The 17840-nt window shown below is 61.3% G+C and carries 14 protein-coding genes and 1 pseudogene; 9 read left to right on the top strand and 6 right to left on the bottom strand.

Annotated elements, in window-relative coordinates; genetic code table 11:
• Window positions 1-11 precede the first annotated feature (11 nt).
• The 4 genes from trpCF to HWX44_RS12360 are packed head-to-tail and all read right to left on the bottom strand — an operon-like array spanning window position 12 to window position 4549.
• Window positions 12-1394 (bottom strand): bifunctional indole-3-glycerol-phosphate synthase TrpC/phosphoribosylanthranilate isomerase TrpF, encoded by a 1383-nt coding sequence (trpCF, locus tag HWX44_RS12375; RefSeq protein ID WP_175974988.1) that lies wholly within the window; start codon window positions 1392-1394, stop codon window positions 12-14.
• The gene (trpD, locus tag HWX44_RS12370; protein WP_175974985.1) at window positions 1372-2409 is read right to left on the bottom strand and encodes an anthranilate phosphoribosyltransferase; all 1038 of its coding nucleotides are present in this window, start codon (window positions 2407-2409) and stop codon (window positions 1372-1374) included. Before trpD ends, trpCF begins: the two co-directional genes overlap by 23 nt.
• Window positions 2409-3053, bottom strand: a complete 645-nt coding sequence (locus HWX44_RS12365; RefSeq protein ID WP_070547213.1) for an anthranilate synthase component II — start codon at window positions 3051-3053, stop codon at window positions 2409-2411. Before HWX44_RS12365 ends, trpD begins: the two co-directional genes overlap by 1 nt.
• A complete protein-coding gene (locus tag HWX44_RS12360; RefSeq protein WP_175974983.1) occupies window positions 3050-4549 on the bottom strand; it encodes an anthranilate synthase component 1 in 1500 nt (499 codons plus the stop codon). The genes HWX44_RS12365 and HWX44_RS12360 overlap by 4 nt, the downstream gene beginning before the upstream one ends.
• A 431-nt stretch (window positions 4550-4980) precedes the next feature.
• Here HWX44_RS12360 and HWX44_RS12355 point away from each other — a divergent pair, with 431 nt between their 5' ends.
• From HWX44_RS12355 to HWX44_RS12345, 3 genes are read left to right on the top strand one after another with little or no spacing between them, the layout of a single operon-like run.
• Window positions 4981-5964, top strand: coding sequence for an ABC transporter substrate-binding protein (locus HWX44_RS12355; RefSeq protein WP_175974981.1), 984 nt, complete (start codon window positions 4981-4983; stop codon window positions 5962-5964).
• On the top strand, window positions 5961-6818 hold the full coding sequence (locus HWX44_RS12350; protein ID WP_046648734.1) for an ABC transporter permease: 858 nt from the start codon (window positions 5961-5963) through the stop codon (window positions 6816-6818). The genes HWX44_RS12355 and HWX44_RS12350 overlap by 4 nt, the downstream gene beginning before the upstream one ends.
• 3 nt (window positions 6819-6821) lie before the next feature.
• Window positions 6822-7610: an ABC transporter ATP-binding protein gene (locus tag HWX44_RS12345; protein WP_046648735.1), complete on the top strand. Its 789-nt coding sequence runs from the start codon at window positions 6822-6824 to the stop codon at window positions 7608-7610.
• 169 nt (window positions 7611-7779) lie between these two features.
• Here HWX44_RS12345 and HWX44_RS12340 read toward each other — a convergent pair whose 3' ends face one another.
• Window positions 7780-9630, bottom strand: a complete 1851-nt coding sequence (locus HWX44_RS12340; protein ID WP_175974979.1) for an FAD-binding monooxygenase — start codon at window positions 9628-9630, stop codon at window positions 7780-7782.
• Between the two features lie 205 nt (window positions 9631-9835).
• Window positions 9836-11199: pseudogene (locus tag HWX44_RS12335) on the bottom strand (MFS transporter).
• Between the two features lie 122 nt (window positions 11200-11321).
• On the opposite strand from HWX44_RS12335, the gene HWX44_RS12330 reads away from it, so the two are divergent.
• The 6 genes from HWX44_RS12330 (at window position 11322) to HWX44_RS12305 (ending at window position 17833) form a co-directional block, all read left to right on the top strand.
• On the top strand, window positions 11322-12797 hold the full coding sequence (locus tag HWX44_RS12330; protein WP_046648737.1) for a fumarylacetoacetate hydrolase family protein: 1476 nt from the start codon (window positions 11322-11324) through the stop codon (window positions 12795-12797).
• A complete protein-coding gene (locus HWX44_RS12325) occupies window positions 12794-13456 on the top strand; it encodes a GntR family transcriptional regulator (RefSeq protein ID WP_046648738.1) in 663 nt (220 codons plus the stop codon). Before HWX44_RS12330 ends, HWX44_RS12325 begins: the two co-directional genes overlap by 4 nt.
• A 16-nt stretch (window positions 13457-13472) precedes the next feature.
• Entirely contained in the window at window positions 13473-14990 is a 1518-nt protein-coding gene (gene hpaE / locus HWX44_RS12320) for a 5-carboxymethyl-2-hydroxymuconate semialdehyde dehydrogenase (protein WP_046648739.1), read from the top strand.
• A 53-nt stretch (window positions 14991-15043) separates the two neighbouring features.
• Window positions 15044-16120: a 3,4-dihydroxyphenylacetate 2,3-dioxygenase gene (gene hpaD / locus HWX44_RS12315; RefSeq protein WP_102234302.1), complete on the top strand. Its 1077-nt coding sequence runs from the start codon at window positions 15044-15046 to the stop codon at window positions 16118-16120.
• 157 nt (window positions 16121-16277) lie between these two features.
• The gene (gene hpaH / locus HWX44_RS12310) at window positions 16278-17063 is read left to right on the top strand and encodes a 2-oxo-hept-4-ene-1,7-dioate hydratase (protein WP_175974977.1); all 786 of its coding nucleotides are present in this window, start codon (window positions 16278-16280) and stop codon (window positions 17061-17063) included.
• Complete coding sequence (locus tag HWX44_RS12305) at window positions 17048-17833, top strand: HpcH/HpaI aldolase family protein (RefSeq protein WP_070512979.1); 786 nt, start codon at window positions 17048-17050, stop codon at window positions 17831-17833. Before hpaH ends, HWX44_RS12305 begins: the two co-directional genes overlap by 16 nt.
• Window positions 17834-17840 lie beyond the last annotated feature (7 nt).

Below are 17840 nucleotides of genomic sequence, written 5' to 3'. Positions count from 1 at the left end.
TGGGGTGGGGGTTAATACGTAAAGTGACGAATCGTGTCGAAGGCCTTGGCAATGAGCGCGGTGTCCTTCCTACCGTTAACCTCTACGCCTGAATTGATATCGAGGCCAACGGTACCGACGCGCAGTGCATCCGGTAGGTTGTCGGGATTGAGACCGCCAGCGAGTAGTGCCTTCTTCTTTACGCCGTCCGGAACCGTAGTCCAGTCGAAGGAGGTGCCGGTGCCGCCGGCGCCGGAGTCGAGGATGAGTTTGTCGGCGGCGTCGGCAAGCGCGGAGGCAAGGGCGGGGCCATGGGGTGCCGTCATGTCGATGGCGCGCCAGACCTGTCGCTCCCCCGCCACGGCGCGCACTGACTCAATGAGTTCGAGCTCAGCCTCGGTGCTTCCTTGGTAAGGCGCGTGGAGTTGTAGGGCGGCGATGTCGTCGAAGGCAAGCTCCTCCCAGCCGGAGATGCGGCGAGAGACCGCGACGTAGTTGAGGTCGGGTTCGTGGGCGATGATGTCGAGCGCGGTTTCACGTGAAACATTGCGCGGGGACGCCTCCTCGAAGATGAATCCTCCGTAGACGGCACCGGCGGCACGGGCGGCCTGGGCCGCTGACCACGTCGTGAGGCCGCAGACCTTGTTTTGGCCATAGACTAGCTCACGGGCGGCCCGGTCGATATCGGGCGTGCCGGTGAGCTGGGAGCCAACGAGGAAGGCATTCGCGTGAGAGCCCAGGCGGCGAACGGTCTGGTTGTCGCGGATGCCCGACTCCGAGACGATGACCTTGCCAGCCGGGACGTGGTGTGAAAGGCGCTCGGAGCGAGTGAGATCGATGCTGAGGTCGTGGAGGTTGCGGTTGTTAATTCCGATCACGTCGATGCCAAAGGCAGTGGCGCGGGCGACCTCCTCCTCGGTGATGGCCTCGGTGAGGACATCGAGCCCAAGGGAATCCGCCAGCTGCTTGAGTTCCGCGTAGGTGTCGTCATCGACGATCGACATCATGAGCAAAATGGCGTCGGCGCCAAAATAGCGAGCGGCGTAGACCTGAATGGGGTCAACGATGAAGTCCTTACACAAGACGGGCAGGTGCGTGGATAGAGCCACGGTCTGAAGGTGGTCGTAGTCGCCACCAAAACGATCCGGTTCGCACAGCACCGAAATGGCCGAAGCGTAGCGCGAGTACACCCGTGCGATGGCCCCGGGCTCGTAGTGTTCGCGAATCAGCCCCAGCGACGGAGAGGCAGACTTGCACTCCATGATGAAGCGGTTGGTGCCGCGGAGCGCATCGTAGAAGGAGCGCTCCGAGCGCGGGAGGGAAGCTAAATCAACGTGCGCCAGGCGCTCACGGATTGCGGGCAGATGCGTGCGGCGCTTGGCGACGATCCCCTCAAGCACGGTCGGCAGAGCCATAGTTCGCCTCCTCGTGCTTCTTCAGCCATGCAGCCACGGTGCCATCCTTGATGAGCTGGTCGGCATGCGCGACGCCCTCTTGGATGGAGTCGGTCGTGCCATTGAGGTAGAACATCGCGCCGGCGGTCGCGGCGATCGCATCGTGGTGGGCGGGCTTGCCGGTGCCGGCGAAGACGGCGCGCAGGGCCTCGGCGTTTTCCTTGCCGTTGCCGCCGGCGAGGTCAGCTAGCTCGTGGCGGGAAATGCCGAGGTCCTCAGGGGTGAGTTCGTAGTGGGTTATGGTGCCGTCGCGAAGCTCCCAGACCTGGGTGGTGCCGTGGACAGCGATCTCATCGGTGCCGGCGCCGTGGACGACGAGCGCGCGCGTGCGGCCAAGATCCTTGAACACCTCAGCAATGAGCTGACCCTGTTCGGGGTTGGCGATGCCCATGATCTGGAACTCCGGGTGGCCTGGGCTGAGCAGTGGGCCCATGGTGTTGAAGAGTGTGGAGACGCCAAGGCCCTTGCGCACCGGTTGCACGTGGGCAACCGCCGGGTTATACGCGGGGGCGAAGAGGAAGGTGAAATTCGAGGCCTCGAGTTGGCGGACCGCGCGGTCTGGATCGAGATCAAGCGGAATGCCGAGGGCCTCAAGGACGTCCGCGGAGCCCGACTTGGAGGATACGGAGCGGTTGCCGTGCTTGACCATCTTGACCCCGCCGGCGGAGGCGACGAGGGATGCGCCGGTGGTGACGTTGATGGTGTTGGCGCCATCGCCACCGGTTCCCGCGGTATCCATGAGGCCCTTGCCGGTAACCGGGAAGGGGCGGCCGGCGTTGAGGAAGGCGCGGGCGGCGCCGGCTACATCGGCGAAGGTCTCGCCGCGCGTGCGGATGTGGGTAAGGAGGGCGGCGATATGGATGTCGTCATACTCCCCCACCGTCAGCGGGGTGAAGACCTCGATTGCTTGCTCGAGGGTCGGTTCGGAGATATCGAGGAATTCCTGCAGTGTCTTGAGGGCGTGATTATTGGTCATTACTTGGCTCCTTCCATGGTGGGTAGAGAAGAAAGTTGTTCAATGCAGCGTTCGATCATGATGGGGCCGGTCGGAGTTAGCACCGACTCCGGGTGGAACTGAAGGCCGAGGGCCATGCCGTCGACGGTTTCCGCCGCCATCGTGACAGGGCCGATGTCGGTCTCCGTCTCCGCGAGGCTGCGCATCTGGGTGGGAATGCTCGCGCAGCCCAAGGAGTGATAGCGCGCAACGGGGACGAGGCGGCCCACGTAGTTCGGATTATCTGGCTCGGAATCAGTAGTGAGCCCTTGGAAGAGCGGGTGCTTCGCGCCAGCGTCGGTCAGCGTCATGGGCACAGAGGAACCGTGGACTGGGCCGCAGGGCTCGACGGTGCCGCCGAAGTGCTCGAGCAGCGCCTGGAAACCCAGGCAGATGCCGAGGATGGGGATGCGGCCGAGGGAGGCGTCGACGAGTTGCATCATCGATCCAGCGTCGCGCGGATGGCCGGGGCCGGGAGAGAGGATGATGATGTCGGGTTGGGCGGCGAGAACCTCCTCCACCGGCACCGTATTACGGAAAACGGTGGTGTTATAGCCGGCGAGGGCGTCGACGAGGTTGTAGACGAAGGAATCGTGGTTATCAATGAGGACGACGTGTGGGTTCATCGGATGACCTCCAGGGATGCGTTGTGTGCCTGGGCGATGGCACTGAGCACCGCGTAGGCCTTGTGGACCGTTTCATCGGCTTCGGACTGGGGGATGGAATCGCGCACGACCCCCGCGCCGGCCTGGACGACGGCCGTGCCATCCTTGACGTATGCGGAACGGATGACGATGCAGTTATCCATGGATCCATCGCCGCGCAGGTAACCGATAGCTCCCCCGAAGGAGCCGCGGCGAGTGCCCTCAGTTTCGCGGATGAGCTCCATCGCGCGCAGCTTCGGCGCGCCGGTCAGTGTGCCCATGTTCATGCAGGCGCGGTAGGCGTCGAGGGCGTCGAAATCCTCGTGCAGCGTGGCGACGACGCGGGAGACCAGGTGCATCACGCGGGAATAGCGGTCCACCTGGAGCAGATCAGCGACCTGTCGGGTGCCGGGGACGGCGACGCGGGCGAGGTCGTTGCGGGCCAGGTCCACCAGCATGATGTGCTCGGAGACCTCCTTGGAATCGGTGCGCATCTCGAGTTCATTGCGGATGTCCAGCTCGTGGGTCGCGCCGCGCGGGCGGGTGCCGGCGACCGGGTAGAGCTGTACCTGCCGGTCGGTGGCCGTGTACTTCAGGTTGGATTCCGGAGAGGCGCCGAACAGCTCGTGCTCGGCGCCGCGCAGGTAGAACATGTACGGCGAGGGGTTGGTCTCACGCAGCGTGCGGTAGGCAGCGAAGGCGTCGGGGCAGTCGAGGCTAAACGCACGGGAAGGGACCACCTGATAAATATCGCCGGCGTGGACGTTGCCCTGGAGGCGCTCCACGTGGCGTCGAAAAGCAGCGTCGTCGATGGAGGCGCGCGCGGAGAACGTGGTGAGTGGCTGCGGGGGCTGGGGCGTGATGGGCTCGGTGCGGGCGGCGCGGTCGAGCTCCTCCTCGAGCGCCTGCTTGTCGACGCCCCACCCCTCGATCTTCGCGGTCTCCGTCAGGTGGTCCACGGTGAGAACGTGCTCGGCGACGAGAAACTCATAATCGGGGTATCCGTTGAGTCCGTCGGGAACCGGGGGTAGCTTCTCGAAGGTTTCGACGTAGTCGAAGGCGAAACCGCCGCCGATGAAGGGCAGTGATTCACTGGAATACAGTTGGCTGAATTGTAAGGTGCGCAGGATATCCGCGGTGGAGGTGGCGCGGAGGCGGGCGCGCTCATCGTGCTCGGTGGAGAGCTCGAAACTAAAGGTGGTGCTATCCTCACCGTCCTGGCTGATCCTGGAGCGGAAGTCTTGGCGAAGCTCGTCGAGGAGCAGCTGGCCAGCGGGCGTTAATGCGGTAGCGGTGACCGCTTGGCCGCGGCAGACGACTTTGAGCGCTGCCTTGGTGATCGCGATACACGTGAGGTTCTTCTTGGACTCAATGTCCGCTGATTCTAAGAGCAGGGAGTCCTGCGGCGTGGCGAGGGCATAAAAGAGCGCACTGGCGTCGGGTGTGTACCCGACCTCGCGTTTGGCTGTAAACGGCATACGGTGTCTTTCTTTAACGATGTTGTGTGCTGCCGCGAGCTTTTAAAGAGAGCAAAACGCCGAAAAGCCCGCAGCTGCGGGCCTTAAATATGGGAGAACAACGAGGCCCGCGGGTTACGCGCGCCACCACCAAAGGTTCGAAATGTTCTTCACATCACTGACTCTAACACCGATACCTTCTGCCGTACAGATAAATGTGAGCGGGTACCCCCGTGGGGTCTATGTGCTGCAGGGCCACAGCGAGCTGGGTGATGTAGGAAACATGCAGCTTAAGCATGTGATATAGGACTCTAAAACTGTCACAGTATAGCTTTTGGAGGGCTAAGAGTACCCCCGTGCGGGAAAAATATTCACAAAACTGCTGCTTAAACGCATGGAAAGAGGCTTAAATAACGGTCACAACAGTCACTCTAGAGTAGAAAAGGACCGTTATGTTCTCTAAAACTGCTGCTGCTCTCTCCGCTCTCGCTCTGAGCGCCGCCGCCCTCGTGGGGTGCTCCTCATCCTCGGACAACGCCGGCGGTGATTCCGGTGGTGGAGACTCCTACTCCATCGGTATCAACCAGCTGGTTCAGCACCCCTCGCTCGACGCCGCCGCGGAAGGTTTCCAGGAAGCCTTCGAGGAAGCGGGCGTGGACGTGGATTGGGACATCCAGAATGCCAATGGCGAACAGGGCACCGCGGTGTCCATCTCCCAGCAGATGGCAAATGCTAATCACGACCTCTACCTGGCAATCGCCACCCCGGCCGGCCAGGCCATGAGCAAGTCCATCAAGGACAAACCGCTTCTGTTCACCGCGGTGACGGACCCTGTGGAGGCGGAGCTGGTGGAGTCCCTGGATAAGCCGGGCAAGAATGTCACTGGTACCTCTGACGCCGCGCCCATCGAGGAGCAGGTTGAGCTGATTACCCAGCTGGTCCCAGACGCCAAGACCGTCGGCGTGGTCTACTCCTCCGCCGAGGTCAACTCCAAGGTGCAGGTGGAGCAGTTGACGGAGGCCGCTAAGCCGAAGGGTATTGAGGTGAAGTCGCAGACCGTAACCTCCGTGACGGAGATCCCGCAGGCCGTGGAAGCGCTGGGCGATGTCGATGCCATCTACGTGCCCACCGACAACATGGTCGTCTCCGGCATCTCCTCCCTGATCAAGGTAGCCAACGACAAGACCATCCCGGTCATCGCAGCGGACTCGGGTGCCGTTGAAGGTGGTGCTGCCGCCACCATCGGTATCGACTACAAGGAGCTGGGCCGCCAGACCGGTGAGATGGCGCTGCGCATCCTCCAGGACGGCGCAGACCCGGCCGAGACCCCGGTAGAAACCGCCTCTGAGTACACCTACGTCATTAACGAGGATGCCGTGAAGGCACAGGGCGTTGAGGTACCGAAGGAGATCATGGAGAAGGCTGAGAAGCTGTGATTGGTGCACTCGAGCTAGGGCTCATCTATGCGGTCATGGCCGTGGGCGTCTACCTGACATTCCGCGTCCTTGACTTCCCGGACCTGACCGTCGATGGCTCCTTTACCACCGGGGCTGCGACGGCCGGCGTGCTCATTACGAATGGGGTTAATCCCTTTCTGGCATCGGCCGCAGGCTTTGTCACCGGCTTTATCGCCGGCTGCATCACGGGACTTCTGCACACGAAAGGCCGCATCGACGGTTTGCTTGCGGGTATCCTCACGATGATTGGTCTGTGGTCCATCAACCTGCGCATCATGGGCAGCGCCAACGTTCCGTTGCTCTCCCAAGATTCGGTGTTTACCCCGCTGGATGCAGTAATGGGGTCGTGGGCCGGGGTGGGCTTGCTCGCCCTGGGTGCGGTGCTGCTCTGCCTGCTGATCGTGTGGTTCCTGTCCACGGACCTGGGACTTTCTCTGCGCGCAACAGGTGACAATCAGCAGATGATCACCTCCTTTGGCGTGTCCACCGATTTCACCAAGATCCTGACCCTGGCCCTGTCCAATGGCCTGGTGGGCCTGTGCGGTGCGCTCATCGCGCAGTACCAGGGCTTCGCCGACATTTCGATGGGTATCGGACTCATCCTGGTTGGTCTGGCATCCGTCATCCTGGGACAGGCGGTACTCCCCCAGTCGCGCTTGTGGATGGCCGTGGTTGCGGTGGCGTTGGGCTCCGTGATCTACCGTCTCATCATCTTCGCTGCGCTTCAGGTAGGCCTCAACCCGAATGACATGAAGCTCATCACGGCGCTGCTGGTTATTGTCGCTCTGCTGGTGCCGCGTATGACGAAGGTGCGCGGGAAGAGGAAGGCCTAGATCATGCTCAAAGTAGATAAGATTTCGAAGACCTTCTTCCCGGGTACGGTCAACGAACGCCGTGCGCTTCGCGACGTCTCCCTGGAACTTGCCTCCGGCGATTTTGTCACTGTCATCGGCTCTAACGGTGCGGGAAAGTCGACACTGCTGAACTCCGTCGCGGGCCGACTCATCCCGGATTCGGGAAAGATCTCGATCGACGGCCAGGACGTGACGAGCCAGCCGGAGCACAAGCGTGCAAGGAAGGTCGGGCGCGTCTTTCAGGACCCCATGGCGGGTACGGCACCAAACCTCACGATTGAGGAGAATCTCTCCTTGGCGTACCTGCGCGGCAAGAAGCGTGGCCTCGGTTTGGGTCTCAACTCCGCGCGCCGGGCCATCTTCGTGGAACAGTTGGAATCCCTCGAGCTCGGCCTAGAGAAGCGTCTGGGGACCAAGGTAGGGCTGCTCTCCGGCGGTCAGCGCCAGGCGCTGTCGTTGCTCATGGCCGGCTTTACTAACCCGAAGGTGATGCTTCTGGATGAGCACACGGCGGCCCTCGACCCGCAGCGCGCCGAGCTGGTAACGACATTGACGAAGCGCATTGTGGAGCAAGGTCAGCTCACGACTCTGATGGTGACGCACAATATGGCGCAAGCGCTGCAAGTGGGAAACCGTCTCATCATGATGCATGAGGGAGAGATCATCTATTCCGCTGACGCCGAGCAGAAGGCGAAGCTCACGGTAGAGGATCTCATGGCGGAGTTCGCGAAGATTAAGGGAGCGACCTCCGATAGGACGCTGCTGCAGTAGCATTCCTGCGAGGTTGTTTCACGTGAAACCTAGGTGCTGTGTTTGGCAGCAGCTAGGTTTCTTTTGCTAGGTTTCTTTCTTTCTGTGGGGGCTTAGCGGCGGCATTAAAAGAGGGCCCAGCGTTGTGCTGGGCCCCTTTCAGTTTCAAGCTCCTTGAGCTTGAAACGAACTACGTGAGCTTGATGAGCGCGGAAGAGAAGTAGTCCTCGATGGCAGCTGGGTCATCGAGCGGAAGGACCGCTCCCACGTACTGGTCCGGGCGAACGATGACGACGGCACCGTCGCGGGAAATGCCGCGGGTGTGGAAGATGTCCTTGTCTCCCGGCAGAGCATTGAAAACATTCTCCCAGTTCGGGATAGTGAACTTGCCATTGCGGGGGCGGAACAGGAGCGGAGCGTCCAGGATCTCGTACTCGTGATGGTTCGTCTGCTGGTAAATAGCCTTCACGTCGAAATAGGTGTTCTCATCGGCACCCTCGGGCGTGAACTTGGCCAGGATGGGGCCCACCTTGTCAGCCCACTCGCTGAGCTTTGAGGTCTCGCCGGCCTTGGGGGCATCAGCGAAGGCGTAGATGCGGTAGCGGCCGTCAGCGGTGTGCTGGTGGCCCAGGTGCTGGGGGTACGCGTCACAGCGGCGCAGAACCTCGTAGGACTTGAAACGCTTGCCTACCGGGAAGCCGACGGCCAACTTCTGGTGCTCGGTGTTGCCGACGATGAGGTTCTCTTCGTACTGCGTCATCATGCCGGCGGCGAACTCCTCTGCGGAGACGTAGTACTTCTCGACTGCCTCGGGATCATCCAGCTCCTCGGTTGGGGTGGCCATGAGGGTCGACCATTCGCGGTCGAAGTTGATGAGGTTTTGCGCGGCTGGCTGGCGCTCGCCGTGGTAGGTGGCCAGGAGTTCCTTCGGCGCGCGGCCATCGAGGACGTGGCCGAGCTTCCACCCGATATTGAAGCCATCCTGCATGGAGACGTTCATGCCCTGGCCGGCCTTGGCGGAGTGGGTGTGGCAGGCGTCGCCGGTGAGGAAGACGCGCGGGTCCTCATCGTTGTTGTCGAAGGCATCGACGAGGCGGTGCCCCACCTCGTACACGGAGTGCCAAGCGACCATCTTGACGTCGATGAAGTAGGGCGAGTAGATCTCGTTTGCCTTCTCGATGATCTTCTCAATCGGGGTGGAGCGGACCTTGTGGTTGTCATCCTCGGGCACGACGCCAAGGTCGACGTAGATGCGGCAGAGGTAACCGCCCTCACGCGGGATGTGCAGGATCGAGCCTGCCTGGGAGTGGATGGCACACTTGGTGCGCCAGTCCGGGAAGTCGGTATCGACGACAACGTCCATGACGCCCCATGCGTGATTGGCCTGGTCACCCTTGAGCGAGCACCCAATGGACTTGCGGACGCGGGACTTCGCGCCATCGCAGCCCACGACGTACTTAGCGCGTACGTCGCGCGGGTTGCCGTCGACATCCTCGAGGTGCACCGTCACGGGGTATTCGCCCTCCCCTACCTCAAGGGAGACGAAGTTCCAGCCGTAATCCGGGGTGATTCGGCCGGGTGCTCGGCGTGCGTAGCGGGCGAAGTAGTCCAACACGCGAGCCTGGTTCACAATGAGGTGGGGGAACTCGGAGATTCCGTGTTCGTCGTCAATCGGACGGGCGCCGCGAACAATCTTGGAGCGGTCCTGCGGATCGGGGTTCCAGAAGGACATCTCGGTGATTTCATAGGCCTCTTCCGTGATTTCCTTGGCAAAGCCGAAGGCCTGGAAGGTTTCTACGGAACGGGACTGGATGCCGTCTGCCTGGCCCAACTCGAGGCGGTGGGGGCGGCGTTCAATGATGCGCGTGTTGACGTCGGGGAACATTGCTAGCTGTGCGGCTGCGATCATGCCGGCCGGGCCGGAGCCCACAATGAGGACGTCCATTTCATCGGGAAGCTCAGAGGCGCGATCGATGCCATACCCTGCGGCATCGTGCACGCGGGGATCTTCCGAAACGTAGCCGTTGTGGTGGAACTGCACTGTGGACTCCTTAGTCAGCGGGTTGTCGTGGTCGAGAACAAAAGCGAGTGATGGGGGTGGTAGCTACTCCCCCATCGCTCTGTGAGCTTTGCTCGTGGAGATGGTGACTCAGTTCAAGGCGTCTGGAGTATGTGAGCTGGGTCTTATTTTTAGAATCATATATGATGCGCGTCTTCTGCACAATGATCTGCGCACAGGACGTCGCCTAGCGCGGGCTGAAGATGAAGTGTCCCTGAGATTGCTCGGACTCGTGCTCTGCGCCGAGTGCGATTCCCTTGCGCTCGCGCAGGATGAAAGCGCAGATGAAGCCGACAATCGAGGCGGAGACGAGGTAGCCCGACACCGCGAAGGTGGTGCCGGTAGCCTCCACGAGCGACGCGGCGATCATGGGGGCGAAGGCGCCGCCCAACACCGAGCCAAGCGCATAAGTGATGGACACGCCGGTAGCGCGAATGGAGGCTGGGAAGAGCTCGGCGTACATCGCGGACTGTGCCCCATAGGTCAGGCCCAGGCCGACGGTCAGGAAAATGAGTGCGCCGTAGAGAAGCCCCAGGCTACCGGTGTTGACCAGCGGGAAAAGGGCGGCAGCGCCGATTCCCTGCAAGATGAATCCGATGAGGTAGGTGTTTCGGCGGCCGATATAGTCGGAGATGTATCCCGCGAACAAAGTCATCAATGCCCACGTGACTGCAGAGACGGTCACCGCGTTGAGCACGTCACCGCGGTCGAGGGCAACGAGGCCGTCGGGATCGGTGGCGTAGCGCTGAATATAGCCGCCCGTGGTCATGTAGCCGACGGTGCCGTTACCTGCAAAACGAGGGCGGCAACGAGGACTAGCGGGGTGAAGTTCTTGAAGAGCTTGCCTATGGGGTTGGTGGCCTCTTCCTCCTCGCGCTCTGCAATCTCTTCGAAGACCGGGGACTCGTCGACGCCCATGCGGATGAGGTAGCCCACCAGGATGAGAACGAAGGAGAGCAGGAAAGGTACGCGCCAGCCCCAGCTCATGAAGGCGTCGCCAGGCGCGATGGTGTTCATGATGGAGAGCACGCCGGAAGAAAGCAGCAGACCGGCAGGAACGCCGATCTGGGGGCCTGCGCCGTAGAGGCCGCGCTTGTCATTCGGCGCGTGTTCCACAGCCATGAGCACGGCGGATCCCCACTCGCCACCTGCGGAGATGCCCTGGATGATGCGCAGGGTGATGAGAAGGATCGGCGCCCAGATTCCAGCGGTCTCGTAGGTGGGCAGAAGGCCGATGAGGGTGGTCGCACCGCCCATGGCGATGAGCGTGACCATGAGAACCACGCGGCGGCCAAGACGGTCGGCAAAGTGTCCTGCCAGAAACGCGCCGACGGGGCGGAACAGGAAGGACAATCCCACGGTCAGGAAGGAAATGATGGTGGCTAGGCCACCCTCGAGCGGGCCGAACATGAGCTGGTTGAACACGAGTCCGGCCACTGCGGCATAGAGGAAGTAGTCGTACCACTCGATGGCGGTACCGATGGTAGTCGCGGCGACGACGCGGCGGCGTTCGGCCGTCGAAATTGCCGGCGTGACAGATGTGTGCGACATTCTGGTTCCTTTCGGCATGTGGTGTGCCATATATGGAAATGCGTGTGAGTTGAACCACTTGCGGTGGTGGTAGGGATAATATACGATCTGGGCAAGGATTTGTTCACAATTAAGGATTCTTCATGGCTGTACCTGAGTTCTTGCCGGTTAAACCGGGCAAAATGATCGCTGTCCATGTGGCTTTCGAGTCCCGCGCAGCTCAGCGCGGTCGCTGGCCCAAGACCCCGAGCTACTTCCTTAAGGCGACCAGCACGCTGGCTGAATCGGGCGGGGTTGTTGAACGCCCCGAGGGAACGGAGCTGCTGGCTTTCGAGGGCGAAATCGCGCTCATCATCGGAACCCCGGCCCGCAACGTATCGCTTGAGGATGCGTGGAAGCACGTCGCCTACGTGACAGCTTCGAACGACATCGGCCTGTATGACTACAAGGTGCAGGATAAGGGCTCCAACACCCGCTCCAAGTCCCGTGACGGGTACACCCCCATTGGGCCGGAGCTTATCGACGCCCAAGGGATCGACCCGAAGGGTCTGCGCCTGCGCACCTGGGTCAATGGCGAGGTTGTTCAGGAGGGAACCTCTTCTGATGAGGATCTCATCTTCCCGCTCGCCCAGTTTGTGGCCGACCTATCCCAGCACATGACGCTGGAGACCGGTGACATCATCCTCACCGGCACCCCGGCGGGTTCCTCCGTTATCGAGCCGGGGGATGTCGTTGAGGTCGAGGTTGACGTGCCGGGTGGCGTGAGCTCCGGCAGGTTGAAGACCACCGTGAAGGAAGTCCCCGCTTCCTTCGATCCACAGCTGGGCAACCTGCCCTACGTGGACGATAAGCAGCGCGAGGACGCCTACGGTGACCGCGAATCCGCCGGCCTTCCCCCCAAGGATGAGGGCGGGCTCGACCCAGAGCTCAAGGCAGCATTGGAGAAGGCACCGACCGCCGGCCTGTCCGCCCAGCTGCGACAGCGCGGAATCAACCAATCCGTGATCGAAGGCGTCTACCCGCAGGCCAAGGGAACCAAGATGGTGGGTGTTGCCCGCACGCTGCGCTTTGTGGCTGGCCGTGAGGATCTGTTTAAGTCTCATGGCGGTGGACTCAACGAGCAGAAGAAGGTCTTCGACACCGTCAAGGAAGGCGAGGTCATCGTTATTGAGGCCCGCCAGGAATCCGGCTCCGGAACGCTTGGCGACATCCTGGCGCTCCGCGCGAAGGTCCGCGGTGCCGCAGGCGTCGTGACCGACGGCGGCGTGCGTGACTACGAGGCCGTTAAGGAGATTGGTCTGCCCGTCTTCACGCAGGGCGCACACCCGTGCGTTCTCGGCCGTAAGCATGTCCCGTGGGATAGCGATATCGCTGTTTCCTGCGGAAACGCCACCGTCCTCCCAGGTGACATCATCGTTGGTGATGATGACGGCGTCGTGGTCATCCCCCGCGATATCGCAGCCGAAGTCGCCGAAGGTGCCCTCGCCAAGGAGCACGAGGACGAATGGGTCGCTTCCCAGGTGGAGGAAGGCGCCAGCTTGGATGGGCTCTTCCCGCCGACCGGAGCGAACAAGGAAGCCTACATCGCTTTCCGTGATGGAAAGGCAGGTGGTCAATGACGCAAACCGCAGCACCAGCCGGGGAAAGTAAATCCCAACAAGCCTATAACTGGATAAGTGAAAGGATTCGGACTCGCGACTATGAGCCCGGGTATCGCCTCGTGTTGGCAACAATCGCGGATGAACTGGGGATCAGCGTAGTTCCCGTCCGTGAGGCTATTCGGCAACTCGAAGCGGAAGGGATGGTCACCTACGAACGCAACGTCGGTGCCAGCGTGACCACCTACAATCGCGAGGCCTACTACGAATCCATGGACATCGTGGCCACCGTGGAAGCCAATGCCACGGCCCAATCCGCCCCGTATCTCAACGCGGAGGATATTGCCCGGGCGCGGGAGATCAACCAGCGCATGCGGGAGCTCGATATCCACCACGATCCAGAAGAATTTACCCAGCTCAACAAAGAATTTCATAGCGTTCTCTTCTCCAAGTGCCCGAACGAGAGGTTGAAGGACTTGGTGGTGGACCAATGGAAGCAATTGGAATACCACCGCGTCTCGACCTTCCGCTACGTGCCGGAGAGAGCCCAAGAGTCAACGCGCGAGCACGAGCAATTGGTCAGCCTCATCGAGGCTGGCGCGGAACCCGCCTACATAGAAAAAGTGGCCAGGCAACACCGACTGGCCACCCTCAACACCTATCGCAAGAAAAACGATTAAGGAGTTCACAGTACTCATGGCTATCAACAACGATGCTGCTAAGCCCACCGACCTTCCAGAGAAAATTCTTCACTACATCAACGGTGAGTTTGTCCCGTCGATTGACGGAGATGAATTCGAGGTCCTCGACCCGGTAACCAATAAGGCCTACATCAAGGCCGCTTCTGGCAAGCCGGAAGACATTGACAAGGCTGTTGCTGCCGCTAAGGAGGCCTTCGAGAACGGCCCGTGGTCCAAGGCCCTGCCGCGTGAGCGCGCCCGTGTGCTCAACAAGATTGCGGATATCGTCGAAAGCCGCGCGGACAAGCTCGCTGCTTGGGAATCCTTCGACTCCGGCTTGCCGATCACCCAGGCCAACGGTCAGGCCAAGCGCGCTGCGGAGAACTTCCGCTTCTTCGCTGACCTGATTGTCGCCCAGGCTGACGACGCCTACAAGGTACCGGGCCGCCAGATCAACTACGTCAACCGTAAGCCGATTGGCGTGGCGGGCCTGATTACCCCTTGGAACACCCCGTTCATGCTGGAGTCCTGGAAGCTCGCCCCGGCCATCGCCACCGGTAACTCCGTCGTCCTCAAGCCGGCTGAGTTCACTCCCCTCTCCGCACAGCTGTGGGCAGGCATCTTCGAGGAGGCCGGCCTCCCGAAGGGCGTCTTTAACCTGGTCAACGGCTTCGGCGAGGAAGGCTACGCCGGCGACCCGCTGGTTAAGCACCCGGACGTCCCGCTGATCTCTTTCACCGGTGAATCCCGCACCGGCCAGATCATTTTCGGCAACGCAGCCCCGCACCTCAAGGGCCTGTCGATGGAGCTGGGCGGCAAGTCCCCGGCCATCGTCTTCAGCGACGCCGACCTGGAGACAGCTATTGACGCCTGCATCTTCGGCGTCTTCTCCCTCAACGGTGAGCGCTGCACCGCCGGCTCCCGCATCCTGGTTCAGCGCGATATCTACGATGAGTTCGTGGAGCGCTACGCCGCCCAGGCTAAGCGCGTGAAGGTGGGCCTGCCCTCCGATCCGACCACCGAGGTCGGCGCCCTGGTGCACCCGGAGCACTACGAGAAGGTCACCTCCTACATCGAGATCGGCAAGCAGGAGGCCACCCTGGCCGCCGGCGGCGAGCGTCCGGAAGGCTTCCCGGAAGGCAACTTTGTTCAGCCGACCGTCTTCGTTGACGTCAAGCCGGACGCACGAATCTTCCAGGAAGAAATCTTCGGCCCCGTCGTTGCTATCACCCCGTTCGATACCGACGAAGAGGCACTCGAGCTGGCGAACAACACGAAGTATGGTCTTGCCGCCTATGTGTGGACCTCGGATCTGAAGCGTGCCCACAACTTTGCCCAGAACGTTGAGGCCGGCATGGTGTGGCTCAACTCCAACAATGTCCGCGACCTGCGCACCCCCTTCGGCGGCGTGAAGGCTTCCGGCCTGGGCCACGAGGGCGGCTACCGCTCGATCGACTTCTACACCGATCAGCAGGCCGTCCACATCAACCTGGACAAGGTGCACAACCCGGTCTTTGGCAAGCAGGACCAGTAACGTCTACACGCCCCCTCCACTCCCCCATTACTAATTCACACTAAGGAGCCATCATGGCTGACATTCAGGCCCCCGACATTCTGCGTTGCGCCTACATGGAGATCATCGTTACCGATCTCGCTGCATCCCGTAAGTTCTACGTTGACACCCTCGGTCTCGTCGTGACCGAAGAAAACGAGAACGAAATCTACCTGCGCACCTACGAGGAGTTCATCCACCACAACCTCGTGCTGCGTCAGGGCCCCGTCGCTGCCGTCGCTGCATTCTCCTTCCGCGTTCGTTCGCCGGAGGATCTGGATCTCGCCGAGGAGTTCTACAAGGCACGTGGCTGCGAGGTCCGCCGTAACAAGGATGGCTTCGTCAAGGGCATCGGTGACTCCGTGCGTGTTCAGGACCCGTTGGGATTCCCGTACGAGTTCTTCTACGAGGTTGAGCACCGTGAGCGTCTGGCCTGGGCATACGACGCCCACATCCCTGGTGCGCTCGTTCGCCTCGATCACTTCAACCAGATCACCCCGGATGTCCCTGCTGCCGTGAAGTACATGGAGGAGCTCGGATTCCGCACCACCGAGGACATTCGCGATGAGGAAGGAACCGTTTACGCTGCATGGATGCGTCGTAAGCCGACGGTGCACGACACCGCCATGACCGGTGGCGATGGCCCGCGTATGCACCACATCGCCTTTGCTACCCATGAGAAGCACAACATCATCGCGATTTGTGACAAGTTGGGTGCGCTCCGCGAATCCGACCGCATTGAGCGCGGCCCCGGCCGCCACGGCGTCTCCAACGCCTACTACCTGTACCTGCGTGACCCGGATGGCCACCGCGTAGAGATCTACACCCAGGACTACTACACCGGCGACCCGGATAACCCGGTCGTGACCTGGGATGTCCACGATAACCAGCGCCGTGACTGGTGGGGAACCCCGGTTGTTCCGTCCTGGTACCGCGATGGTTCCACCGTCCTCGATCTCGACGGAAACCCGGTGCCGCTGGTCGCTCGCGAAGACGAGTCCGAGCTCGAGGCCACCATTGGTGCGGACGGCTTCTCCTACACCCGTAAGGAAGACTCGGAGGAGATGCCGGAGTGGAAGCAGGGCGAGTACAAGCTGGGTAACCAGCTCTAAACCGGCCTAAGCACTCAGGTTGATTAACGTGGTCCCGCGGCGTCGATAATGCGCACATAACGCGGGGCCGCGTTGTCGTTTCACGTGAAACTGCGACGTTTAACAACCATCTACAACACCACAGTCACGTTCAATAACACAGTAAGGAGCGAAGAACATGCTGGATGAGAAACAGCACATCGCTATCGCAGATGAATTGGCGCAAGCCGAAAAGGACCGGTCGATGGTCCCGCTGCTGACCGCCCGTTTCCCGGAGATGAGCATCGAGGATTCCTACGCGGTGCAGCGCGAGTGGGTGCGCCGCGGCATCGAAGACGGGCGCCGTCTCGTCGGCCGTAAGATTGGTCTGACCTCCAAGGTTATGCAGGAGGCCACGGGAATCACCGAGCCGGACTACGGCGCAATCTTTGAAGACCAGGTTTATGAGAACGGCTCCACTATCGAGCACGCGCAGTTCTCCAACGTCCGCATCGAGGTTGAGCTGGCCTTCGTGCTCAAGGAGGAGCTAAAGGGACCGAATTGCAGCATCTTCGACGTGCTGCGCGCTACGGAGTACGTCCTCCCTGCTCTGGAGATCCTCTCCTCCCGCATTGAGATGGAGGGACGCACCATTGTCGACACCATTTCGGATAACGCAGCCCTCGGCGCCATGATCTACGGCGGCAACCCGGTGGATCCCGCGGACGTCGACCTGCGCTGGGTGTCTGCATTGCTCTACCGCAACGAGTCTATCGAAGATACGGGTGTAGCGGCGGCCGTGCTCAACCACCCGGCAATGGGCGTGGCTTGGCTTGCCAACAAGCTTCATGCGCACGGCGATAGCCTTGCCGCCGGCGACATCATCCTGGCCGGTTCCTTCACCAAGCCCATGTGGGTTGAACCGGGCGATACCGTCCATGCAGACTATGGAAAGTTGGGGTCCATCACATGCCGATTCCAGTAAAGCTGCCGCCCACTTTCGCGGACGTCCTAGAAAAGGCCGAGCAGCCGCTCGTTGGCGCCTGGATCTGTTCCGGCTCGGAGGCTGCAGCGGAGATCATCGCCTCGGCTGGCTTTAGCTGGACGCTGATCGACGGCGAACACTCGCCCTATGGCCTCGAAACCATCCTCTCTCTGCTGCGGGCTACCGACGCCTACGGCGTGACGCGCGTGGTCCGCGTGCCAGTAAACAACACGGCACTCATCAAACAGTACCTTGACCTGGGTGTACAAAACTTGATGGTGCCCATGATTGATACCGTCGAGGAAGCCGAGGCTGCCGTAGCAGCCATGCACTACCCTCCCCGCGGCGTGCGCGGCGTGGGCTCGGCGCTGGCCCGCTCCTCACGCTGGAACGGCGTGGAGAACTACCTCGCCAATGCCTCAGATACGGTGAGCCTCACGGTGCAGATTGAGTCTGCGACCGCGGTAGAGAACGTGGAAGAAATCGTGGCTCTTGACGGGGTGGACAACATCTTCGTCGGTCCCTCTGATCTGGCGGCCTCCATGGGGCTGCTGGGTCAGCAGACCCATCCGGATGTGATCGAGGCGGTTAATCACACATTTGAAGCCGTGCGCGCTTCCGGAAAGAAGGTAGGCGTCAACGCTTTCAACCTTGAACAGGCCCAGAAATACATAGCTTCCGGCGCATCATTTGCCCTGGTTGGGGCGGATGTTCAACTTCTTTCGGGTGCGGCACGCCAACTGGCAGACAAATTCCATTTGGGAGGGTAAAAAAGAA

The organism is Corynebacterium sp. Marseille-Q2823 (assembly GCF_903645345.1).
GTDB lineage: Bacteria > Actinomycetota > Actinomycetes > Mycobacteriales > Mycobacteriaceae > Corynebacterium > Corynebacterium hiratae.
This window is presented reverse-complemented; position numbering and strand designations above follow the sequence as displayed.